General features: G+C 36.7%; 15 protein-coding genes. 10 read left to right on the plus strand and 5 right to left on the minus strand.

Annotation, left to right across the window (positions count from 1 at the left end; translation table 11 throughout):
- Positions 1 to 171 precede the first annotated feature (171 nt).
- Positions 172 to 735 (minus strand): YSC84-related protein, encoded by a 564-nt coding sequence (locus GQR47_RS11030; RefSeq protein WP_024605345.1) that lies wholly within the window; start codon positions 733 to 735, stop codon positions 172 to 174.
- Between the two features lie 149 nt (positions 736 to 884).
- Between GQR47_RS11030 and GQR47_RS11035 the strand changes: the two genes are divergently transcribed.
- Positions 885 to 2,096 (plus strand): tyrosine-type recombinase/integrase, encoded by a 1,212-nt coding sequence (locus tag GQR47_RS11035; RefSeq protein ID WP_024605346.1) that lies wholly within the window; start codon positions 885 to 887, stop codon positions 2,094 to 2,096.
- Complete coding sequence (locus GQR47_RS11040) at positions 2,096 to 3,295, plus strand: cation:proton antiporter (RefSeq protein WP_165723773.1); 1,200 nt, start codon at positions 2,096 to 2,098, stop codon at positions 3,293 to 3,295. The genes GQR47_RS11035 and GQR47_RS11040 overlap by 1 nt, the downstream gene beginning before the upstream one ends.
- A 139-nt stretch (positions 3,296 to 3,434) precedes the next feature.
- Here GQR47_RS11040 and GQR47_RS11045 read toward each other — a convergent pair whose 3' ends face one another.
- A complete protein-coding gene (locus GQR47_RS11045) occupies positions 3,435 to 6,482 on the minus strand; it encodes an FAD-binding and (Fe-S)-binding domain-containing protein (RefSeq protein ID WP_024605348.1) in 3,048 nt (1,015 codons plus the stop codon).
- Between the two features lie 145 nt (positions 6,483 to 6,627).
- Here GQR47_RS11045 and GQR47_RS11050 point away from each other — a divergent pair, with 145 nt between their 5' ends.
- Entirely contained in the window at positions 6,628 to 6,837 is a 210-nt protein-coding gene (locus tag GQR47_RS11050; protein WP_165723774.1) for a PGPGW domain-containing protein, read from the plus strand.
- Between the two features lie 71 nt (positions 6,838 to 6,908).
- Here the strand turns inward: GQR47_RS11050 and ppsA are convergent, their stop codons facing one another.
- Positions 6,909 to 9,284 carry a phosphoenolpyruvate synthase gene (ppsA, locus tag GQR47_RS11055; protein WP_165723775.1) on the minus strand — a complete coding sequence of 792 codons (2,376 nt, stop codon included), beginning with the start codon at positions 9,282 to 9,284 and terminating at the stop codon, positions 6,909 to 6,911.
- A 157-nt stretch (positions 9,285 to 9,441) separates the two neighbouring features.
- Between ppsA and GQR47_RS11060 the strand changes: the two genes are divergently transcribed.
- A complete protein-coding gene (locus tag GQR47_RS11060) occupies positions 9,442 to 10,251 on the plus strand; it encodes a pyruvate, water dikinase regulatory protein (RefSeq protein WP_007583184.1) in 810 nt (269 codons plus the stop codon).
- A gap of 63 nt (positions 10,252 to 10,314) precedes the next feature.
- On the opposite strand, the gene GQR47_RS11065 is transcribed toward GQR47_RS11060, so the two are convergent.
- On the minus strand, positions 10,315 to 11,664 hold the full coding sequence (locus tag GQR47_RS11065; protein ID WP_024596521.1) for a 3-deoxy-7-phosphoheptulonate synthase class II: 1,350 nt from the start codon (positions 11,662 to 11,664) through the stop codon (positions 10,315 to 10,317).
- Positions 11,665 to 12,619: 955 nt separating this feature from the next.
- Between GQR47_RS11065 and GQR47_RS11070 the strand changes: the two genes are divergently transcribed.
- Complete coding sequence (locus GQR47_RS11070; protein ID WP_165723776.1) at positions 12,620 to 13,495, plus strand: DNA replication terminus site-binding protein; 876 nt, start codon at positions 12,620 to 12,622, stop codon at positions 13,493 to 13,495.
- Positions 13,496 to 13,565: 70 nt separating this feature from the next.
- Here the strand turns inward: GQR47_RS11070 and GQR47_RS11075 are convergent, their stop codons facing one another.
- Complete coding sequence (locus GQR47_RS11075; RefSeq protein WP_024596523.1) at positions 13,566 to 14,780, minus strand: hypothetical protein; 1,215 nt, start codon at positions 14,778 to 14,780, stop codon at positions 13,566 to 13,568.
- A gap of 773 nt (positions 14,781 to 15,553) precedes the next feature.
- Here GQR47_RS11075 and GQR47_RS11080 point away from each other — a divergent pair.
- The 5 genes from GQR47_RS11080 to GQR47_RS11100 all read left to right on the plus strand — a co-directional run bounded on the left by GQR47_RS11080 (position 15,554) and on the right by GQR47_RS11100 (position 23,908).
- Entirely contained in the window at positions 15,554 to 16,792 is a 1,239-nt protein-coding gene (locus tag GQR47_RS11080; protein WP_024596524.1) for an AAA family ATPase, read from the plus strand.
- Between the two features lie 15 nt (positions 16,793 to 16,807).
- Entirely contained in the window at positions 16,808 to 17,770 is a 963-nt protein-coding gene (locus GQR47_RS11085; RefSeq protein WP_024596525.1) for a transcriptional regulator, read from the plus strand.
- A gap of 406 nt (positions 17,771 to 18,176) precedes the next feature.
- Positions 18,177 to 21,323 (plus strand): DEAD/DEAH box helicase, encoded by a 3,147-nt coding sequence (locus GQR47_RS11090; RefSeq protein WP_024596526.1) that lies wholly within the window; start codon positions 18,177 to 18,179, stop codon positions 21,321 to 21,323.
- Positions 21,324 to 22,198: 875 nt separating this feature from the next.
- The gene (gene rmuC, locus GQR47_RS11095; protein ID WP_024596527.1) at positions 22,199 to 23,665 is read left to right on the plus strand and encodes a DNA recombination protein RmuC; all 1,467 of its coding nucleotides are present in this window, start codon (positions 22,199 to 22,201) and stop codon (positions 23,663 to 23,665) included.
- 51 nt (positions 23,666 to 23,716) lie between these two features.
- Positions 23,717 to 23,908, plus strand: a complete 192-nt coding sequence (locus tag GQR47_RS11100) for a DUF3185 family protein (RefSeq protein ID WP_024596528.1) — start codon at positions 23,717 to 23,719, stop codon at positions 23,906 to 23,908.
- The last annotated feature ends 32 nt before the right edge of the window (positions 23,909 to 23,940 follow it).

Consider the following 23,940-nt stretch of genomic DNA (forward strand, 5'->3'; position numbering starts at 1 on the left):
GCCAGAAAGGCGAGCTCCGAGCCTCTGACTGCCTGTAAGGGCTTTTAAATAAACATTTAATATCTACCACCACTAACAACCCATAAATTATGTTATGTTAAATTACATGGGTTTTAATAAAGCGAGCGTGATTATACAAACCAGCTCGCTTTTAGGAGAGTAATTTGGAGGTTAATTAAGCTCTGAATCAACCCAAAACTTGGTACCTTTTAATACAGCTTGTAGTGCAAGGCCATTTTCGGTTACAGAATATACAGTAACTTGATCTGCAATTGCTTCGGCAACCAGTGCACCGCCTTTATCTTCATATTTTGCTGCTGCATCAGCGTTTCCGCCAAATGCCCAACCATGTTCAATAAATCTATTTAGTGCAGCTTGGTTATGAAAAACCATTACAACGTTAAAATCTTTTACACCTAAACCAAGCCCTAAACCGGCTTCACCCATATTCATGTAAGTCGATTTACCAGTAAGGTTATTTTTAACTACGCCGTAACCGCCACCAAAACTGGCTAAAACAACATTTACGTTCGCGTTATCAAAAACAGCGTAACCAGCCGAATTAGCAATTTGTTTTTTAACATCAGGTTTTTCAGCGTATAGTTTATCTAATGTATTTGTTTTCATACTTTGTACAAGTGAACGTTTTTCGCTTGGTGATGCACTACCTGTAGTAGCACACCCAGTTAACGCAACAGTTAAAGCAAGTACGCTTAGTATAATTAGTTTTTTCATAATGTTTTCCTTAATAAGATATAGCAACCAACAACCATAGAATAATCACGGTATTAAAATAATTAGAGCTTTACTATGTCCAATACTAGACAGTATCGGACTTTAACGTTATTCTGTAAACCTATTATTTAATTGAATATTTATACATTATGCTTGTTGCTTTGGTTGATACGTTAAAACAATTAAGATATCAAATTGCCCATCTAGATGACGGTACTCTAAATTCAGAATACCCAGAACTTGCATCCTTTATACAGGAAGTTGGCTTGACTGTAACTGAATCAAAAGCCGATCTGACATTCTTATATCAGTTTTTATATGTTTATGGCAGAAAATCAGAAGCGACTTATAGCCGTTTTCGAAATGAACTTGAACGCTTTTATTTATGGTCGTGGTTAATAGCAGAAAAATCAGTATTCGATTTAAAACGTGAAGATATTGAAGCTTACGTTGATTTTATGGTTGAACCTGATAAAGAATGGGCTGCAACTTCAGTGCAATGGCGTTATAAAGATGAGCAAGGAATTCGTAGATTAAATCAAAATTGGCGCCCTTTTATGCTAAAAGAATCGACTGCCAGCCAACAAACTTTATCGGCCATGTTTACTGCCTTAAATGTATTTTATAAGTTTGCCCTACTCGAAGAAAAAACATTCGCGAACTTTGTCCCTGTTGTTAAAAAAAATAGCCCGTATTTAGTTGTTCAATCACAAATTCAAATTCCTGATACATTAAGTGATATTCAATGGGAATACGTTTTTGGTGTAACGCGTGATTTATGCGAACATAACCCTGATTTAGAGCGAAATTTGTTTACGCTTGCCTGCTTAAAAGGTCTTTATTTACGAATTTCAGAATTATCTGAGCGCCCACAATGGTCGCCGGTGATGTCTCATTTTTGGCAAGATAATGATGGATTTTGGTTTTTACGTATAATGGGTAAAGGTAATAAATTACGAGATGTAACCTTGAGTGATGATTTTGTTGAATATTTAAAACGATACAGATTATATCGAGGTCTACCTGCCCTTCCTCGGGTTGATGAATCTGAGCCGTTAGTTCATAAAATTCGCGGTCAAGGTGGTATGACCGTAAGGCAAATTAGGCGTTTAGTTCAACAAAGTTTTGATTATGCTCAGCAATCATTACTTAATGATGGTTTTAAAGATGACGCTGAACAACTTGGCGCTGCAACTGCACATTGGCTTCGTCATACTGGTGCTACACATGATGCGCAAACCAGACCGCTCAAACATTTATCAGAAGATTTAGGCCATTCTAAAATTGCGACTACCGATCAAATTTATATTCAAACAAATATTAAAGAGCGAGCAAAATCAGGACTTAAAAGGAAAATTTAATGGAGTATTTAGTAATATCATTTATAGGCGGACTATTTTTAATTTATTCTTTAACACTTCGCCAGTTAGAAAAAACAGAAGTAACAGGCCCAATGTTTTTTGTTGTTGGGGGAATATGTTTAGCTTTAATGCTACCCAACGAAGGGGATAAAATAAAAGAAGGCGTTGATCTTTTATTACCATTTATAGAGCTTACGCTAAGTATATTTTTATTTTCTGATGCAGCTAAATCAAAGTTAAGTGTATTAAGGCATAGTTTTCAGTATCCTAGTTTACTGTTGTTTGTTGCCCTACCCTTAACTTTATTACTCGGTATTGCTGTTGCTTTATTTTTCTTTGCTGAGCTTTCACTTATTCAAGCGGCGTTTCTCGCTATTATTTTAACACCTACTGATGCGGCATTAAGTAAAGGGTTACTAGCAAGTACACAAGTGCCTGAAAAAATACGCGAAGGAATAAATACTGAAAGTGGTTTGAACGATGGATTATGTGTGCCCATATTTTTAATATTTATATTACTCGCTAAAAATCCTGACTCAGCTATTACTGCAACACAAACATTAAGTGTGTTTGGCCGAGAGCTTGGCCTGGCTCTATTAATAGCTATTACAAGTATCGCTGTTTTTATACCGAGTTTAAACTTTGCAATGAAACGTCATTACTTTGCACAAAATACCAGTCCATTTTTATTACTTGGTTTTGCTATGGCTGTGTTTTCTGTCACTCAGTATTTTCATGGCAGTGGATTTATTGCGGTGTTTATTGCAGGTTTACTATTTGACAAATTTTCGACTGAAGAAGTTAGAACAGAATTAATTGAAGACTCAGAGCACATCGCAGATTTTACATCGCTAATGATTTGGTGTTTGTTTGGGTTTGTTTGTGCTTACTTAGTTATCCCGAAATTAAATACTGAAATTATAATTTACGCTTTATTAAGTACAACATTAATTAGAATAATTCCTGTTATGTTGTCACTGCAGTTTACGGCATTGAATATTAAAGAGCGTTTTACATTTGCGTGGTTTGGACCAAGAGGATTAGCATCAATTGTTTTTACATTGATGGTGATTGATACGCAAATAGAAAACAAATATCAAATAGCGACAATAGCAATGACGACTATTTTGTTTAGTGTATTTATTCACGGTATAAGTACAAAGCCAATTGCAGACAGTTTCGCTAAAAAATCTAAATAGCTTTTATAAAAATTAGTGAATTTATTGACGTGGTATCAAGGCGTTTTTCCAGCCTCAAAAACGATCATTTAATTAAGCGAATGGGTATTAATAAAAAAAGCGTAACTTATTTTTAAGTTACGCCTTTTTTTAACTTTTATTATCTAAGTACCTGTGCGAGTAATTCAATTGGGTGTTTGGGTTTAAATTTCTCAAAACGTTTAACTTGGCTACGACAAGAAAAGCCCGTAGATAAAAGTTGCTCTGGTTTATTTTTATCTACAATTGGTTTCCAACTCATTTCGTAAAGTGCACGTGAGTTATCTTGATTTTGTGCTTCGTGGCCATAAGTCCCCGCCATTCCACAGCAACCTGTATTTGTTGTTTTTAATGTTAAACCAATATCACTGAAAATTGTTTGCCAAACATTTGCTGCTTTTGGCAGTGCAGTTGTTTCAGTACAGTGACTCAGTAATGTAAATTCGGTATCAGTATTTTGCTTTGCGTTTAGTGATTTAAACGATTGTGTTTCTAACCATTCATGGGCAAGTTGCACATTAAATTCACCACGGTTATTTTCTAAAATTGTATTATATTCATCGCGGTAGCACATAACGAGTGAAGCATCTAAACCGACTAACGGTGCATTAATATCATTTAATTTATTTAAAAACTCAGCTGCATTTTTAGCTGTAACTTTAAATTCATGCAAAAAACCTTTTACGTGTTGCGGTTTACCATTTGGTTTAAAAGGTAATAGCATTGGTTTTTTGCCAAGTTGGGTTATTAAAGTAATAAAACTTTCTACTAATTCCGCTTCGTAAAAGCTCGTAAATGGGTCTTGTACTATTAATACATACTCACTTTGTTGCTCTGCATTTAATTTATTTAATAAATCAAAATCAAATTTTTGTGTTTTAGTAACACGCTTTGAAAGTGCAGGAATACTCAACTGTGGTGTATCAACATAGCCAACCGTTTTTTTAATAACATTACTAACTAATGATGTTTTAACAATTGGATTTATAACTTTAGCGAACTTTGCCATTAATGGCGCGCTATTTTCTATGTTACCAACAAGGTAATCTTTTAGCGGACGTGCATAATAACTATGATAATAATTTAAAAAGCGCGAACGAAAAGTAGGAACATCTACTTTAATTGGGCAGGCAGTTGTACATGCTTTACACGCTAAACATTCATCCATTGACGCTTTTACTTCGTGAGAAAAATCGTAAATACCTTTTCGTTTTTCGCGGCTGTGAACGAAACGTTCCCACCAGGTGATTACTTCACCTTTGTTAAGCTGCTTTTCTACTTCGAGTAAATCTACATTTTTTGACTCTTGTAAACGAAGCCATTCGCGCATTAAACTTGCGCGACCTTTTGGTGAATTACGACGATCGCCGGTTACTTTATACGATGGACACATAGGTGAATTTTCATCGTAATTAAAGCATATGCCATTACCATTACAGGTCATTGCATTGTTAAAACTGGTTTTAACTTCTATTGATATTTGCTTATCGAAGTGCGATCTCTTTTGTCCATCAACACTAACTAGTGAGTTTTCACTATCGATAGGAGTACATATTTTACCGGGGTTAATGCGGTTGTTAGGATCGAAAGCTGTTTTTATTTTACGAAGTTGCGTATATAAATGCTCACCAAAAAATTCAGGGCTGTATTCACTTCGGTAACCTTTGCCGTGTTCGCCCCACATTAAACCACCGTACTTAGCGGTTAGTTTTACTACTTGATCTGAAATAGTTCTAAGTAGTTTTTCTTGTTCTGGGTCGCACATATCAAGTGCTGGGCGTACGTGTAAAACCCCAGCATCAACATGGCCAAACATACCATATTGTAAATTATGGCTGTCGAGTAATGCTCTAAATTCGACAATATAATCTGCTAAATTTTCAGGGGGTACTGCAGTGTCTTCTGCAAAGGCGAGTGGTTTTTGACTGCCTTTTACATTACCTAATAAACCTACTGATTTTTTACGCATTGCGTAAATTTTTAGTATATCGCTTTTATCACTGGTTAACTGATATCCAATAACGCCATTAGTTTGATTTGCTACGCATTCATCTAGAAGCTTACAAAGTGTGTCTACTTTGTCTTTTATATCATCGTTTGATACTGCATTAAACTCGACCATGTTAAGGCCTTGCATATCTTTATTTGGTACGTCAGTTATTAAGTCCGATACTAAATTCCAAATGATGTCTTCACGCGCTAAGTTTAAAACTTTGCTATCTACGGTTTCTACCGATGTTGCGCGTGCATCAACTAAAAACGGTGAATGACGAAGTGCTGAGTCAAAACTATCGTACTTGATATTTATAAGGGTTTTAAATTCGGCAATCGGTGTTAGGTTTAATTTAGCTTCAGTTACTATACCTAATGAGCCTTCTGAACCTGTTATTAGTCGGCTCATGTCAAAAGTAAGTAAGTCATCACTTAGCACATGCTCTAGGTCGTAACCGGTTAAAAACCTATTTAATCGTGGAAACTTAGCTAAAATAGCTGCGCGTTCATTAACTGAAATATCTAAAACTGTTTTATATAAACTACCAATTAAAGAGTCTTGCTCGGCTATAATTTTTGCTTTGTCGATGTTTATTGGTGAGGTACACATAGGTGTACCATCGACTAAATAAGTTGTAAGCCCTAAAACATGATCGCTTGTTTTTCCGTAAACTAACGAACCTTGCCCAGATGCGTCAGTACTTATCATGCCACCAATAGTTGCCCTGTTACTAGTAGATAAATCGGGTGAGAAGAAAAAACCATAAGGTTTTAAAAAGTCATTAAGTTGATCTTTTATTACGCCAGTTTGAACGCGTACCCAGCCTTCTTCTACATTTATTTCGAGGATTTCGCGCATATAGCGAGACAAATCTACAACAATACCTGGTGTTAACGATTGACCGTTAGTACCTGTTCCGCCACCACGAGGGCCAAAAGTTAATGATAAAAATGGGTCGCGAGATGCAGTTTGCAGTGCGAGTTGAATATCTTTTTCATTTTTTGGAAAAATAACACCTTGGGGTATTTCCTGATACACACTGTTATCGGTTGAAGCAGTAATACGCGTTGCATAACTGGCATCGGTATCTCCACTAAAACCTTGGCTTGCAATGGTATTTAGGTAATTTGCGACAAGTACTGTCGCGGCATCTTGCTGTGTAATTGTTGCTATCATGACGGCGATATTTTAGGGCATTTGACTAATTATATCATGGTGATGGCGAATAGAAATTGAAGATTTTACAGTTTGTAACACTCTTTTAGTCGATTTTAATGCAGCTTAAATTATACTCAAGTTAACGAGTAATGAGGTGTGTTATATGAAAAAATTACTATTACAGATCAGTGGCGTGCTATTTATTTTGCTAGGATTATTTTTTGCGATCGTCCCTGGCCCATCGATTATATTTTTTATGGCGGGTTTATTGTGTTTTTCGTTTTACTACCCTAAAGCGCGACATTACTTATCACTTTGTCAAAAGGCGTTAACTAAATCATGTGCTTATTTAGATAAAAAATTAGCCCGTTAATTTAACTTTTAATTGGTTATAAAAAAATGCCAGCAATACATTGCTGGCATTTTTTATAGCTTACCTATTTATTACTTTGCTAATTTTTTAGCTAGGTATAACCATGTTTCTATTACTGTGTCTGGATTGAGTGAAACAGAGTCAATGCCCTGCTCTACTAACCATGCTGCAAAGTCTTCGTGATCTGAAGGACCTTGACCACAAATACCTACGTACTTGCCTTTTTCTTTAGCTGTTTTAATTGCCATAGAAAGTAGTTTTTTAATTGCTGGGTTACGCTCATCAAATAAATGTGCGATTAAACCAGAATCACGGTCAAGACCAAGCGTTAACTGTGTTAAATCGTTAGAGCCGATAGAAAAACCATCAAACATTTCTAAAAATTCATCAGCAAGTAATGCATTTGAAGGCAGCTCACACATCATGATTACTTTAAGACCATTTTCACCACGTTTAAGGCCATGCTCTTCTAGTAGTTCAATTACGCGTTTACCTTCTTCAAGGGTACGTACGAATGGGATCATGATTTCTATGTTTGCCATATCCATGTCGTTTCTTACGCGTTTTATAGCTTCACATTCTAATGCAAAACAATCGCGGAAGTCTTCAGAGATATAACGTGCGGCGCCACGAAAACCAATCATTGGGTTTTCTTCTTCTGGCTCGTATTGCTGGCCACCAACTAGGTTTGCGTATTCGTTTGATTTAAAATCAGACATACGCACAATTACACGCTCCGGTGCAAAAGCACAACCAAGCGTTGAAATACCTTCAACCAGTTTTGTTATGTAAAACTCTACTGGTGATTCGTAACCGGCAATCATGTCAGTAATTTCTGCTTTTAATGCATCGGTTTGCGCATCAAAATTTAATAACGCTTTAGGGTGAACGCCAATCATACGGTTAATAATAAATTCAACTCGCGCAAGGCCAACACCTGCATGCGGTAAGCGTGCAAAGTCAAAGGCGCGATCGGGGTTACCCACGTTCATCATTACTTTCATTGGTAGTTCTGGCATTTTATCAACGCGTGACGTTAGTATTTCAAAATCTAAAATACCTTCGTAAATAAAGCCGGTATCGCCTTCGGCGCACGATACTGTTACTTCTTGGCCCGCTTTAATTAAATCAGTTGCATTACCACAACCAACAACTGCCGGAATACCAAGTTCGCGTGCAATTATTGCCGCGTGACACGTACGGCCACCACGATTTGTAACTATCGCTGCTGCACGTTTCATGATTGGTTCCCAATCAGGGTCGGTCATATCGGTAACTAAAATGTCGCCTACTTGTACCTGGTCCATTTCTTTGATTGAATCAAGAACACGTACAACACCGCTACCAATTTTGTGACCAATTGCACGGCCTTCAACAAGTACATTACTTGTGCCATTTAATTGAAAACGTTCCATTACGTTTGAGTCTTCGTTTGAGCGGACAGTTTCTGGACGTGCTTGAACTATATATAGTTTGCCGTCGTTTCCGTCTTTTGCCCATTCGATGTCCATAGGACGACCGTAATGTTTTTCAATGATTACAGCTTGTTTGGCAAGATCTTGCACTTCTTCATCTGTAATCGAAAATTTATTAGAAAGCTCAGGGTCAACATCAACGATGTCTACTTGCTTACCATGTGCTTTATCTTCTGAGTAAATCATTTGTATGGCTTTAGAACCAATATTACGACGTACTACTGAAGGTTTGTTTTTAAGGAGTGTTGGTTTATGAACATAAAATTCATCAGGGTTAACCGCGCCCTGTACAACCATTTCACCTAAGCCATAGCTTGATGTAATAAATACAACGTCTTCAAAACCAGACTCTGTATCAATACTAAACATTACGCCAGATGCTGATTTATCTGAACGTACCATGCGCTGTATACCTGCTGATAACGCTACACCACGGTGATCGTAACCTTGGTGAACACGATATGAGATTGCGCGGTCATTAAATAATGAAGCAAATACGTGTTTAATAGCGACCATGACTGAATCGATACCGACAACGTTAAGGAAAGTTTCTTGTTGGCCTGCGAATGATGCATCTGGCATATCTTCAGCGGTAGCTGATGAACGTACTGCAAATGAAACATCTGCTGCAGTATCGCCATGGAGTTGGCTATATGCTTCGCGAATGGCTTGATCTAGGTTTGGTTGGAATGGTGTGTCGATTATCCATTGGCGGATATCGGCACCGACTTTAGCGAGTGTATTTACATCATCAACATCAAGTGTATCTAGGATGTCATGAATTTTGGCGGTGAGTCCTGATTGATCTAGAAACTCATTAAAAGCATCTGCGGTAGTTGCAAAACCACCCGGTACTTGTACACCAGCGTTTGCGAGGTTTGAAATCATTTCGCCAAGTGACGCGTTTTTACCGCCAACTCGAGGAACATCTTGCATACCAAGCTCTTGATACCAGAGAACGTATTCTTGCACGGATCTTTCTCCAAAAAAAACAAATTGTAGGTCTAACTGTGAGAGTTAAGAAAGAAAACCTTTTATAAAGGTCGTCATCATTCTACACTGGCAACAGTCCTCACGTAAACCGTGGGAAACCCATTTTAGGGATTTAAACGCAATAAAAAGGTTAATTATGAGAACTGCTTTTTATATATCAGATGGAACAGCAATTACTTCAGAGGTGTTTGGGCATGCGACTTTGTCGTTGTTTCCTATCGATTTTAATCATAAAACAATTCCATTTGTAGAAACTGAAGAAAAAGCGCACGAAATTAAAGCTTTAATTAATGCAACCGCTGCAAAAACAGGTGAAAAGCCTTTCGTGTTTTTTACTTTTGTGAATCACAATTTAAGTGAAATTATAAAATCGGCTGATGCAGTTACATATGATTTTTTAACTACGTATAGCGAAAAAATAGAAAAAGAACTCAACGTAGCTCCTGTTCCAAAAATGCATCGTACGCATTCTATCCACGAAAAAAGTTATGATTTTAGAATTGATGCGGTTAACTATGCTCTTATGAATGATGATGGCGGAAATATTAAAAACTTTTCCGAGGCAGACATCATTTTAATTGGCGTTAGCAGAAGTGGTAAAACACCGACAAGCTTATACTTAGCACTTCAGTACGGCATTAAAGCAGCTAACTATCCTATTACAGAAGAAGATTTAGATAATGAAGGTTTGCCTAAGTGTTTAGTCCCTTATAAACATAAGTTATTTGGACTGACGATTGACCCTGAGAGGCTTGCGGCTATAAGGCATCGACGTATGGCTAACTCTAAGTATGCTTCAATTAAACAGTGCCGTATTGAGGTGCGCGAAGTGGAAATGTTGTATAAGCGTCACAAAATAGCTTACTTTAATTCTACGCATCATTCTGTTGAAGAAATTTCTGCAAAAATACTGATAGAAACAGACTTGGAGCGACGTAAGTACTGACTTACTCATCAAATTTGAAATAAAAAAACCGCAACTAAGCGGTTTTTTTTGTATCAATAAATATTATTTACGTGCGTCTTTTAGTAAATCAGCTACTAAAAAGCCTAACTCTAATACTTGGTCGGCGTTAAGGCGTGGATCACACTGTGTTTTGTAACGCTGTGCTAAGTCATCGTCAGATAAACCGTAAGCACCGCCTGTACATTCTGTTACGTGCTGACCTGTCATTTCTAGGTGAACACCACCTGCGTATGAACCTTCAGCTTTGTGTACAGCGAAGAATTGACTGATCTCGCGCATGATATTATCGAAGTTACGCGTTTTGTAACCTGAAGTCGCTTTTTCAGTATTACCGTGCATTGGATCAGAACTCCAAATTACTTTACGGCCTTCTTGTTGAACTCTTCGTACTAGTGCTGGGAGTTTTTCTGGCAGTACGTCTGCACCCATACGTGTAATTAGCGTTAAACGACCAGGAATGTTATCTGGGTTTAATGCGTCAATTAAACGAATTAGGTCGTCTGGGTCCATACCTGGGCCAACTTTAACACCAATTGGGTTTTTAATGCCTTTAAAGAACTCAATATGTGCGTGGTCTAGTTGGCGTGTACGTTCACCAATCCAAACAAAGTGAGCAGAACAATCGTACCAATCACCCGATAAATGGTCGCGACGTGTTAGTGCCTCTTCGTAACCAAGTAGTAAAGCTTCGTGAGAAGTGTATAAATCGGTTTCTTTTAAGCTTGGCGCAATTGTAGAGTTAATTCCGCACACTTCCATAAACTCTAGTGCGTCTTGAATTTTATCTGCAAGTTGTTGGTATTTTTCTTTAAGTGGATTTGCAGCAACAAAGCCCATGTTCCAGCGGTTAACCTGATGAAGATCGGCTAGGCCACCTTGTGCAAATGCACGTAATAAGTTCAACGTAGCGGCACTGTGATGGTATGCAGTCATTAAACGTTGTGGGTCTGGAATGCGCGCTTCTTCTGTAAACTCAATATTATTAATAATGTCGCCACGGTAAGATGGTAAAGACACGCCATTAATTGTTTCTAAGTCTGCTGAACGAGGTTTAGCGTATTGACCAGCCATACGCGCTATTTTAACTACTGGGCATTTACCGCCATAAGTTAATACAACAGCCATTTGTAAAATTGTTTTGAATGTATCGCGAATATTAGCGGCATTAAAATCGCTAAACGACTCGGCACAGTCACCACCTTGAAGTAAAAATGCACGACCTTCGCACACGTCTTCAAGTTGTTTAAATAGGCTTCTTGTTTCTTCTGCAAAAACTAGAGGCGGAGCCGTTTTTAATTGGCCTTCTACTGATTTAAGTATTTCTTGATCTGGGTACTGTGGCTGCTGCAGTATTGGCAGCTCTCTCCAGCTATTTGGGTTCCACGATGACATAATTTTTCCTCATTCCTACATTACCTGATAAGAAGAAATTAACGTATGCAGACCCCTATGTTCAAGGACTAAATTCACTATTTTCCAATTATTTAGTTATGAGTTAAGTATAAAAGTAATTTTACTTAACTTAGGCGGTTATATAACAATCACTTTAGTTTTATTTTAAATAAAATAAAGTGATTAAAAACATACAATTAGAGTTAATTAGTTTCAATTTTAACACATTGAGAATAAATAAAGCACAAGGGTATATTATATGTATTTTACTTAAGAACACATCATACTTAAATTGCATCAAATGTAATTTTAACTTTACACGCTAAATTAATTATTAACTAACAGGGACTATGTGCAGGCCTAAATATATGATATGAGATTTTGTGTTGCTCATTTATATGTACTTTAAGCCTAGTAGAATAGCGCTGTTGATTATTCTGATGCCAGAATATACTTACAACTGACACAAGGTAATCTGCTGATTCACCACTCACCTTCCCACCCTGCCGCCAACGTTATTTAGCAAGTTGTGATAACTAAAAACTTAACTGCCAGTGATGCCTTAAATGGCTCTCATGCAACAAAAATCATGTATGACATTCTACGCTTTTGGATGATAAACCCATAGTTAAAACACGTTATAATATTAATCACTAATTAGAGAAACAACCAAAACCAACCTATTATTTAGAACTTAACCGCACCATTTTCATTTTACATCCCTCATTTATTACACTACATGGGCAATTAAGCTCTAAGCGGACTAACTCTTTAATCAATAAAACAGTACTAAATTACAGGAAGAAGTAGAACCATTTACTTCAGAAAGAACACATCATACTCTATTCCCTTTTGATCTTATCTGAGCGCCGAGTATTATTTTATTAAATATTTACTCAATGCAAAGTGCATGCAATAATATGGAATTTGTAAGATGTGTTCTTTGAGGTGTGCCGTGGTTACTAAAGTGCAAATTAGGAGTCAGTTTGATTTAATGAACGAATTAACTTTAAGGTTAATTGAGGAATTAAACGAATGTGAGTTTTCCAGAGCAGAGTACTATCAGTTACCTGATGTAAGTAATTTAGATGAAAATAAGGTTCCTGAGTCCATACTTGTCTCTAAAATAACTGGAGCGCCGGCTCAAAAGGCAATTTTAAACTCCTTTTCTGACATTTATAAAAAATCGGGCTTAAGCAGTCGCGTGTTAAAAAGGCACCCTGGTTTACTTGTTATTAAAAATGCAGATAAGCAAGCTTTAAATAATCGTATAGCACAGGTTAACAAAGCTAAAGCTAGTTTCAAAGAGTGTATATTGGCAATTGATAATAACGATGCCCGATTTGAGGCTGTTCATAATGCAATACCAAATTTAATAACACTTGCTGCTTATCGTAAGATTCACAGTGAGAGTGAATCACCATTTTCTGTTAGGTTTACTTGGATGCACAAGCACGCAACTAAAACGTTGACTAAAAAAATGGCCCTCGAAATGCTCGACAAATCGGCCAGTTATCGAAATCCAAGAATGATAGATCAGCAAAAATGGCAATCACTTGTAGCTCAAGAACAATTACGGGTTGCTAGTTTAGGTGAAAAGGAAAAATTAAGAATTCGTCGCCCTACTCGTGTAAGCCCTCAAGTTAATGTGAGATACACAGCACAAAACCGCTATCATGTGAGCGCCGCATTACCATTTATTCTGATTAATCCAGAACCAGACGTTAAACTAGGTATCTTACCTGATTATAAAAAACCCGAAGCTCATCCTCGAAAACGTGAGTATGATTTTTTAGTTGATAGGCTATATTTAGAACAAGTTGACCGATAGCTATTATGTTAAAAAGGCCACAATATGTGGCCTTTTTAGTAGATATGTACAGTATTTAAAATAACGTTTATTATTTTTCTACTATCTCTTCTATTTTATCTTCATCAATTAACACTGCATTTTCAACAATACGTTTACCGCCTTGAATCTCAATGCGCTTGTTGTGTTTGTTCAATGTAAGTATTTCATCGCAAAACTGATCAGAGGGGTGCATTTCGTATGTGTAATCAATAATGTTACCAGTTTTGTCATCTTTGACGTTTGTAATGCTGTATTCTGATATAGCACCTTTTTCAATCAAATCTTTCATTGTGGTGGTCATATCACGACGAAGCGCTTTTAATTTATTTTCCGTAATATCATCAGTTGAATAAATAGATCCATATTTTTCCATAATAGAAAGTAATCTAAAATGATACGTTTTACCTGGAGCTGCATAACGCCAAAGGTGATACAAACGAAGCATCATCCAACGCGATAATCCCCGTTTTAGTTCTTGTGCACTATTAAAGTAATACCCTTTGTATTCAAGGTTATCAATCATGTTATGAACAAACGCATTTAAGCAGGCCACACACTTTACATTGCCACCTTGACCTTTTTTACCACTAAAGTGAAGTGACGATAAAAAGTTCATATTTGACTCGTAAAACGAATCATCTATATCGGAGTTTTTAGTATCGGTTGCTGAATATTTAAATGAAAGTTTAGAACCTTGCAATGCTTCAAGTGACTCTTTAATTGCAGGATAGGGCATTGACTGCCCTACCGCTTTGAGCTCTTGCGCTAATTCGTTCATAGAAAAAACAACCGCGTATTGAATACCGGACTTAAAATTAATTTTAACTATTTTGCCTTTAGAAGCTAAACGAATAAGTGCTCGTTCTACTTTTTCTTCCCTGTCCGATGGCCAAACAAGATACTCAATATCTTCACCATCTTTACGAGTACTGACAACAGCAGGGGTAATTTTTATCTCACCATCGTATAAAATACCATCTACTTTCTCTGATATTTTACGCGTAATGATTGTTTTTTTAGGCGCTTCTTCAAGTGGCAATTTTTTATAGCCAGAGCGAACAAAACGGCCCCACAAATCATAATGATTAAACGTGTTTGAATATGCACGTAAACCATGAGCTGCATTTTCAATAGAAATTCGCACGTCTTTGTTGTCTGTAAATAGTGCTAAACTTTCGTTATCAATTGCACTTTCCACCCCGTGGATTTGGCCCCTGAGTGTATCGGGCAAATTATCTACCGAGATGTTGACCTTTCGGCTCATTGTTCTTATTTCCATTTTTATTGCGACATCTAATAACAACACATTAAACAACAAAAGTTAAATGTTTAAGTTAGTATAAAAGTGATCTGACTTTAAATAAAACGTTTAGATCACTATTATACTAAGTAATGTACATAACTTGCGATTTCAGATCATATTTTTACTAACTAGGTCATCTCAAATCGGTTTTTTACTAACTCAGCTGTTATTTTGTCCATCACAATGGCTTTATTTTAAAATTTAGCACGACAAATTCATATGAAAATTAATATCCCTGTGGATAAAGGCTTATCGAGTTAGCATAGATCTGATCTGTACCAAGTACAGATCAGATCTATACTAATTAAACGAACCTATTGACGCTAAGGTTAGTGCATAACTTTATAATTTACTTAGTAAAAAATTGATCTCAAGGGCTCTTTTTGTTCATAACCTTATGCGCAACCTGTGTATAACTTGATTTAAAAAATAAGGCTTAGTAAAAAGGTGATCTGCAGGTAGATAAAGATCTGATCTTAACCAAGTATAACGCTGATCTGCTTTTTTTTATATTGTTTATATTAATCATAATGTTATGTGTTAATTTAAGGTCCTTAACCTTTATTACCTTATATATTTAACCACCTTTAAACTTCTTTATTTATACTAAGCAATATTAAAAGTGTAAAAGTATTTTTAAATGTCTTCTTTTTAAAATGCATGTCGTCTTAAATAGTTGTTTACAGCAATTTGAATGGACATTATACTAACTGCCTAACTTTGAGGAAGAAAGTATGTCTATCAATAATAACGCGTTAAGTACCTACCGGCTTTTAAAAGCAACTGCCGAAGTAGCTGAAAAATCATTAGAAGGTCGTATTCAGCACTATCGTGCTCATCTTAAATCAGAAGAAAAAGAATTAAGAACTTATACGCAAAAAGCAGCTGCCGATTTATTAGGTTGTAATAATCGTACTTTAAAAAGACGTCATGACAACGGTGACTTTGATGATTTAAACATAAAACGCGGCGCCAATGGTCATTATGCTTACACATTAGTAAATATTTTTGCTATGGCTGATATTATGGATATTAAACCAGATCATCGTACTGGTGATGACAAACTGCAAGTTATTGTCATTAATTCTCTCAAAGGTGGTTGTGGCAAAACAACCAGCATGGTTAATATTGCAGCAGCGCTGGCAACTACAAATATTAAGCGCTATCGCATTGGAATAATTGATTTAGATCCTCAAGGCTCTTCTTCAAGCTTTTTTCCTTCAAGCGAACATGACCCAATTACTGTTGGTGATTTAATGCGTGATTGTATAGATTTGGATGAGGGCGAAACATGGCCTGAATTTGTTTCAAACTCATTTTTACCAACGCATATCCCAAATATTCGTGTACTACCATCAGGTATGGACGATTTTTATTTTGAGCACGAAACTGCAACATTACTCAAAGACACCTCAAATTATGAGCAAACTCGTCATTACCATAAGTTACTTGAAAAAGTAATTAACCCTGTTAAAGACGAGTTTGATATTATATTAATAGATACAGCTCCAACTCTTAACTTTATGTTTTATAATGCATTAATGGCTTCTACTGCGATGCTTATCCCTGTTCATCCAGAAGCTGTAGACTTTGATGCTAATAATAAATATTTAAAACGATTAGGCGAGATTTACCATACCGTTGCGGCACTTGGCCATGAGGGATGGGACTTTATGCAGTTTTTAGTAACCAACTATGTAAAAGGTAATCACTCACAGCGCGATATTGTTAAAGATGTTCGTAGTGCATTCGGTCGCCAAGTTATGAGTTACCCAATCAACCACAGCTCGGCGATTACTGCTAGCTCTTCGTCTTTCAATACTATTTTTGATCAAAAAGCGTCAGACAGCTTAGCAAGCCGTGAATCACTAATGCGCGCTCAAGAAAATATTAAAGATGTGGTCGATGAGCTAGAAATGCTTATTCGTTCAAATTGGCAGTCAACTCAATCAACACTCAATACCCCTAAGTAAGGATGTTAAATAAAAATGGCTAAAAAACGTAAAAATGACACCCGCTTAGATCCTTTTGCAACAGCTGTAGGAAGTAGTAGCCTTGACGCATTACTTGAACAAGCAAATGCTGGTGATGTAATTCGCATGCCAGCACCGAGCGATCCTGAGCGCCAAATTACACTTGTTTGCAAAGTGATCGCACACGCTGACATTGAATCTACAACTGGTGTATACGGTAAAAACCGCCGTGTACAAGCACTTCTTAACGAAAAGTCAGTATCGGATATTTTACCTGCCATTAGCGATGATGGCCGTAATCAGCACCCTGCACTGCTTTGGGATCAGGGTGATAAAAGCTTAGTCTTAGCGGGTTCTCGCCGTCGTATGGCCTGTATTTTAGGTAACGCCGATTATTTAGTACTTAGTTCAAGTGACTTTACTGAGCAAGACGCTAAAATTTTAGCTGTATCTTCAGATCAATATATCGCTCCAAGTTTATGGGAGCTGGGACAAGCTTACCAGCAAACTAAAAATGAGCTTATTGAACAAGGTAAAAAAGGATCTTACAGAGAGATTGCTGCAATTGAAGGTGTATCACACACCGCCATTGCAGATGCTATTAAAGCGTATGAACAAATACCTGCTGAAGTTATTGCACTCTACCCTACTGCGAATCACGTGGGTCGCGAAGTGGCTAAAAAGCTCATGAACGCCAAGGAGAGAGACCAAGAGACGTTTAATCAACTTGTTAGTGACCTAGCTAGTGATGAAGAGCTAAACGCCATTACAAGTGACGACAAGCGTGCAATGGCAATCACCAAATGCCTAACTGCTGAGCCTCAAGTTGCTGTTAAACGTGAAGCTGTGCTTGAAAATAAGTTTGTATCGGTACAACGTAATTTAAAAAGTGGTGATGTGTCTATCAAAATCGACAATAAAGTGATGACAGACAAACGCTTAGAACAATTAACTAAGCTATTAAGTGTCTTTAATTAGTTAGTTAAATAATGATCTGTCAGACATATGTACTTAGTTAAATACTGATCTGACAGATTGTTTTGTTAGTAAAAATCTGATCTTTACTAGCCTAATCCTACCTTAAATAATCATACTTCCTCTTCAAGATCACTTTTTTACTAACTAATCGCCCCCTTTTAGCTATTCGCTCTTGATTTATTATTATTGTTAGTAAAATTGTGATCTATAACGTGTCGTTTAATCTTTATATTTGTATGTAGTGCCTAATATTTTACGAAATTTTATACTCATTTTTACCTATAAACCGATTTTTTACTAAGCTATCAGCTCCAACCAGTTTATATCTTGTTAATAGTGCTTTAGCTCAGAGCACATAAGGCATATACTGGCAGAATTATTTTTAAAATTTAATGCTTAGAGTGACATGTCTGCTAACTTATCAAAAAATGATTTAATGGCTATTTTTGAAGAAATTAAAAATGAGCAGGCTACCCAGTTTCCTCTTTCTGAACGTTTTATTAAAAAACTTTTTCGCGAAAATGTCTTAGATAAAGGCAAAGAGTACTACAAGAAAGGTCAAATCACCTGGCTAGAGCATACCCCTAATTTTTCTGTTGTAGACTCTACCGTGCAAGTGGATAACGGATCATCATTTAACCAACGTATTGAGATCAGTAAAGTACCAACTGGTTATTCTGTTGATACACACTGTACGTGTAATGCAAAAACCAAATGCCGACATTTAGCTGCTATTTTGTTTAAGCTTAAAATAGAGCACTCTGGTGAATACGGTGAAGATTACTTCATTAATGATTGGTTTAGTGAATTAAGCGCTCTTAAAAGTGGTGATCAACATACACCGTCGCAAGTATTATTATTTGTATTAGATATTGAAAATAACAAAGTATTTTTAACACCTAAAATAGCTAATTTTGAGACTAAAAAGAATTACACGTTAGGCCGAAACCTCACAGAGCAACAGTTAAATAGTTTCGTAACGCCAAATGATTTACTCGAAAGTGATTTTAGATTATTTAGTTGGATACGTTCACAAAATGCAGTAGGAAGTATTGAGCTAAAAGGCCAATGGGGCTTTAGTGCCCTACAACAATTGATAGCTACTGAGCGCTTGTTTTTTCAGCGCTCTCGCGTGCCAATTAAAGCGCAATCTGGCCAAGCATTGAGTTTTAGTTGGGAGCAAGATAAAGATCTATCACAATTAGTTATTAAGCTTGAGCAAACCCAAAACTGGGCTTTATTAAAAACAACACCGCCTACTTATCTCGATTTAGATCATTTAAAAGCGGGTCGTCTTCGTACCCCATTGAGTGCAGACGAAATAGCGCATTTACAAACTATGCCTGCTTTGCATGACGCTAATTTTGATAGAATATACAAGCAGCTTGCCGATAACTTTGGTGCAGGTGTAATACCCCACCCTACTAATTTACAGCCAACATTGCCTAAAATCTCTAGTAATGCTGTTTTAAAAGTAACTATGGGTGATCAAGGTTTATCTCTTTCGTTGTTATTTAAGTATAAAAATAAAAACTATTTAGCAGGTGCTGCACCTGCAAGTACGATTAATAGTGCATTTGAAAATACTGTAACTAACGAACTAATTAACTTAGGATTTGAATTTTGTAAAGGGGGTTTACAAAGTGAACTGGTATTTACAAAGCAGTCTTCAATCCATTTGCATTGGCTAATGTACGAAGTATTCCCTGGCTTTAAGCAACGCGGTTGGCAAGTAAGTGTAAGTAAAGTAACGAGCCCTAATCCACAATGTGAAGTGAGTTTACATGTACACCGTGCGGCAGGGCATCAAATGCACTGCAAAGTATTGTTGTGTGACGCAAAAGCATCGCTGTTGTTTACTAATGCTGATTCGCTTTATCAGTCATTGAATCGCCAAAGTGAACTGTTTTATTACTACCCGCTTGGCCGTCAATTTGGGGTTATTAATAAGTCTGCCATTAACTTATTAAACGAATTTAAAGAACGTTTTGAATTTGTAAAAACACGTGACGAATTTAATATTCCGCTTTCGTATTTACCTGAACTAGTAAAGCACACAGCTATTAACGTAGAGCTTCACGACGATTCACTTGAGCTATATTTACAAGAGTTAAATAATACCGATAAGGCAATGCCTAAGGTTTCATTACATGGCTTAAATGACTCAGTAACACTTCGTGAGTACCAACAGCAAGGCGTTGATTGGCTTAGCTTTTTAAAACGTCATCAATTAGGTGGTATTTTAGCTGACGACATGGGGTTGGGTAAAACACTCCAAGTTATTGCATTTTTAGCGAGTACATTTAACCGCCCTCAAGCAGGCCCTACACTTATAGTGTGCCCAACTAGCTTGGTGAGTAATTGGAAAAACGAAATTACTAAGTTTGCTAAAAGTTTAAAAGTTACCACTATTTTTGGATCAAACCGTAACGATCCTTTACAACACTTAGCACAAGCGCAATGCATTCTTACTACATACCCGCTTTTAAAGCGTGATATTGCATATTATTCGCCATTATATTTTGAAAATATAATCCTCGATGAAGCACAATACATTAAAAACGATACCGCACAGGTCTCACGATTAGTTAAACGCTTAAATGCCGACTTTAAACTTTGTTTAAGTGGTACTCCAATCGAGAATAATTTACTTGAGCTTAAATCGTTACTCGATTTTGCTATGCCATCGTTACTTGGTTCTCAAGCCCACTTTAAGCAGCACTTTCAAACACCTATTGAGCGTGAAGCTGATATGCAGAGGGCTGAGCAGTTAAAAGCGTTAATTATGCCCTTTATAATGCGCCGCACTAAAGCACAAGTAGCGCAAGAGTTACCTGAAAAAACAGAGCTTACAAAAGAGTTTGAGTTTGAGTCTAAGCAAAAAGAAATGTACCAAGGCATTACACGTTCATTAGAAGAGAAGCTAATAGACTTATTTGCCGAACAAGGCGCACAAAAAAGTAAGCTTGCATTTTTAGAGGCACTTTTAAAGTTAAGGCAAATTTGTTGCCACCCCAAATTAATAGATCCAGATACTCAAGCAGGCTCCGCTAAGCTTGAATGGTTAACAACACACTTGCCGCTTATGCTAAGTCTGGGTCGTAAGATTATTATATTTAGTCAGTTTACATCGGCACTCGATTTAATAGCCCAACGCCTTGAAGAAATAAACATTAACTTTAGTATGCTTACAGGGCAAACGCGTCAACGAGATAAAGTAATCGACGAGTTTACCAGTGGTAAAACATCCGTGTTTTTAATTAGCTTAAAAGCCGGTGGAACAGGCCTTAACTTAACACAAGCAGATACTGTTATTCATTTTGATCCATGGTGGAATCCCGCAGTAGAAAAGCAAGCGACTGATAGAGCCTACCGTATTGGTCAAACTAATCCTGTATTTGTTTATAAGCTCATAATGAGTAACTCAATAGAGCAAAAAGTATTTAAAATGCAGCAAGACAAGCAAGCCCTTGTTGATGCATTATTTACTGATAAATCAATGAGCTTTACAAAGTTTGATGAGCAGCAAATGTTGTCATTAATTAAAAACTAAAAAAGATCTAAAAATTTTTGATCTTTTTATGAACTTAATTAAAAAGCGGACGTCTATCATTATGCTTGTTGATTAATTGCAGTTAACACAAGCATCATGTTGATTTCCCATTTAGTTACTAATTTTAGTAATGATTGAGCCAGCCCATTTTGAGTTGGCTTTTTTTATGCCTAAAATTTAGCGCGCAGCACTTATTTTAAAAGCTTTTATTTTTATGAACTTAATTCAAAAAGACGCGTCTACTATTATGCTTGTTGATTAATTGCAGTTAATACAAGTTTTCATGTTGATTCCCTATTTAGTTACTAATTTTAGTAATGATTGAGCCAGCCCATTTTGAGTTGGCTTTTTTTATGTCTAAAATCTAGCGTTCAGCACTTATTTTAAAAGTTTTTTATTTTTTTTGAACTTAATTAAAAAAGACGCGTCTACTATTATGCTTGTTGATTAATTGCAGTTAATACAAGTTTTCATGTTGATTCCCCCTATTTAGTTACTAATTTTAGTAATGATTGAGCCAGTTCATTTTGAACTGGCTTTTTTTATGCCCATAATTTGATTTGTTTAAATCAACCCGAATAAAAATAAATGATCTTCCGCAAATTAATTTGAATTAATTATTTTGTTATCCGGTCTACTCTAATGCCTGTTGTTATATAGCCTCACCCAATAATATTAGTTATTTTGGTGATTATGTATTTAAGTTGCAGCTTGCTCGGGCACATGTTGATTATCCCTTTGATTACTTAACTTAGTAATATTTGACCAGCTTATTTTAAGCTGGTTTTTTTATGTCTGTAATTTCTTAACTCCCCTACTTCTGTTGTTGGTTATTGGTTATGATGGCATGTCTCTAAATTTTATAAGTTTATTTTATGCTCACTCAAGTACTCACTAATATTGATTGGCTAAGCGCTGGTGCTGGTGTTGCTTTAGGCGCCCTATTTTACGGCGCTGTATCAACACGGCTTCGCAAAAAGCTACATCTACAAATAAGCGAACAGCAGCAACAGCTTTCCCTGTTACAAAACCAATTTGATAATAAAGAGCTGCAATACAGCGCCTTGCTAGAAGATCATGAACTGCTAGAACATACTCACCAAGAGCAGCGCGATGAAGCGCAGCATTTTAAAACGCGTTTTAGCGAACAAGAAAAACAAAGCATTCAATACAATCACTTTTGGCGTAAAGCCGAAGGCGAGCTGGCAGCGCTTCGTGAACAATACAATCAGCGCGATGTTGAATATAATAATATGCGCACTACCCTTGAGCAAAAACAGCAAAACTTTAGCGAGCAACTCGCGCAAATTGAGCAAAGTAAAAATACGCTCAAAAAAGAGTTTGAAAACCTAGCCAATAAAATTTTAGAAGAAAAATCACAAAGCTTTAAAACCTTAAATCAAGAAAGCATTGAGCAATTATTAAAACCAGTTCAAGGCGAGCTAAAAGGCTTTAGAGAAAAAATGGAATCAATGCACGTTGAAGACATAAAACAACGGACTGCACTTAAAACCGAGCTACTGCATTTGCAAGCTAAAAGCCAAGCTATAACAGATCAAGCCGACAAGCTCAGTAACGCCCTACAAGGGCAAAAGAAAACCCAAGGTAATTGGGGCGAGCTTATGCTCGAAAACGTATTAGATAGTGCTGGCTTACGTGCAGGCGTTGATTATAAGCGCGAAGTGTCGTTTAACACTGAAGATGGCCGCTTGCGCCCTGATGTAGTTGTGTACTTACCACAGGGTCGCCACTTAGTTATTGATGCTAAAACTTCATTAAATGCCTATACACGCTACGTGAACGCTGAAAATGATCTAGATGCTAATCAAGCAATTAAAGAGCATGTAAACGCCGTTACAGCGCGTATTAATGAACTTGCGAGTAAATCGTACGACCGCTTACCAGGTATTAACTCGCCAGAAGTAGTTGTTATGTTTGTACCAATAGAATCAGCTTTTGTAGAAGCACTCAAATATCAAAGCGATATTTACCAACAAGCAATAGAAAAAAATATACTGGTAGCTACACCCACTACCCTGCTTACTAGCCTTAATATTGTTAAACAGCTTTGGCGTTTTGAAGAGCAAACCAAATACTCAAAAGAGCTGGCAAGTCGAGCGGAGCGTTTTTATAACAAGCTCAATGGTTTTTTATTGAGTATGGAAGGCGTAGGTAAGCAGCTTGATAAAGCGAAAGAAAGTTATGATAAAGCATTTTCGCAGCTATACCGTGGTAAAGGTAATTTAATTAAACAAGCATCAGAGTTTAAAGAGCTTGGTGTATCGGTACAAAAAGAGTTACCTAGTGAGAGCGTAGAACGTGCTCAATTAGAATTAGATTAACCCTGATTTATTTTTTATTTAGTTTATGTAAGTTAAACCTTAAGGGTATTTATGAATAATAAGATTGTAGGAATTGTTTTAATCGTTATAGGTATCGCTTTAATTATGTGGGGATACGACGTGTATGATGCGGCGGCTTCGCAGCTTAGCCGTGCATTTAGTGGCGACACACCAATAGAAGCATGGGCGGGTATTATTGGCGGTGCCATCTGTGTGTTAATTGGTATTAAAAAGCTCAAGTAACCTGAACTTGAATAATTGATCTATTTAAGCAG

The sequence above is a fragment of the Pseudoalteromonas sp. Z1A2 genome (assembly GCF_011378755.1).
GTDB classification, from domain to species: domain Bacteria; phylum Pseudomonadota; class Gammaproteobacteria; order Enterobacterales; family Alteromonadaceae; genus Pseudoalteromonas; species Pseudoalteromonas distincta.

Excerpts from the sequence above, each read along its gene's own strand:
- GQR47_RS11075 (WP_024596523.1), bottom strand. The coding sequence starts at position 14,780 with ATGAGCCGAAAGGTCAACATCTCGGTAGATAATTTGCCCGATACACTC.
- GQR47_RS11060 (WP_007583184.1), top strand. The coding sequence starts at position 9,442 with ATGAGAACTGCTTTTTATATATCAGATGGAACAGCAATTACTTCAGAG.
- GQR47_RS11030 (WP_024605345.1), bottom strand. The coding sequence starts at position 735 with ATGAAAAAACTAATTATACTAAGCGTACTTGCTTTAACTGTTGCGTTA.
- GQR47_RS11090 (WP_024596526.1), top strand. The coding sequence starts at position 18,177 with ATGTCTGCTAACTTATCAAAAAATGATTTAATGGCTATTTTTGAAGAA.
- GQR47_RS11040 (WP_165723773.1), top strand. The coding sequence starts at position 2,096 with ATGGAGTATTTAGTAATATCATTTATAGGCGGACTATTTTTAATTTAT.
- GQR47_RS11045 (WP_024605348.1), bottom strand. The coding sequence starts at position 6,482 with ATGATAGCAACAATTACACAGCAAGATGCCGCGACAGTACTTGTCGCA.
- GQR47_RS11080 (WP_024596524.1), top strand. The coding sequence starts at position 15,554 with ATGTCTATCAATAATAACGCGTTAAGTACCTACCGGCTTTTAAAAGCA.
- GQR47_RS11100 (WP_024596528.1), top strand. The coding sequence starts at position 23,717 with ATGAATAATAAGATTGTAGGAATTGTTTTAATCGTTATAGGTATCGCT.
- rmuC (WP_024596527.1), top strand. The coding sequence starts at position 22,199 with ATGCTCACTCAAGTACTCACTAATATTGATTGGCTAAGCGCTGGTGCT.
- GQR47_RS11085 (WP_024596525.1), top strand. The coding sequence starts at position 16,808 with ATGGCTAAAAAACGTAAAAATGACACCCGCTTAGATCCTTTTGCAACA.
- GQR47_RS11035 (WP_024605346.1), top strand. The coding sequence starts at position 885 with ATGCTTGTTGCTTTGGTTGATACGTTAAAACAATTAAGATATCAAATT.
- GQR47_RS11065 (WP_024596521.1), bottom strand. The coding sequence starts at position 11,664 with ATGTCATCGTGGAACCCAAATAGCTGGAGAGAGCTGCCAATACTGCAG.
- GQR47_RS11050 (WP_165723774.1), top strand. The coding sequence starts at position 6,628 with ATGAAAAAATTACTATTACAGATCAGTGGCGTGCTATTTATTTTGCTA.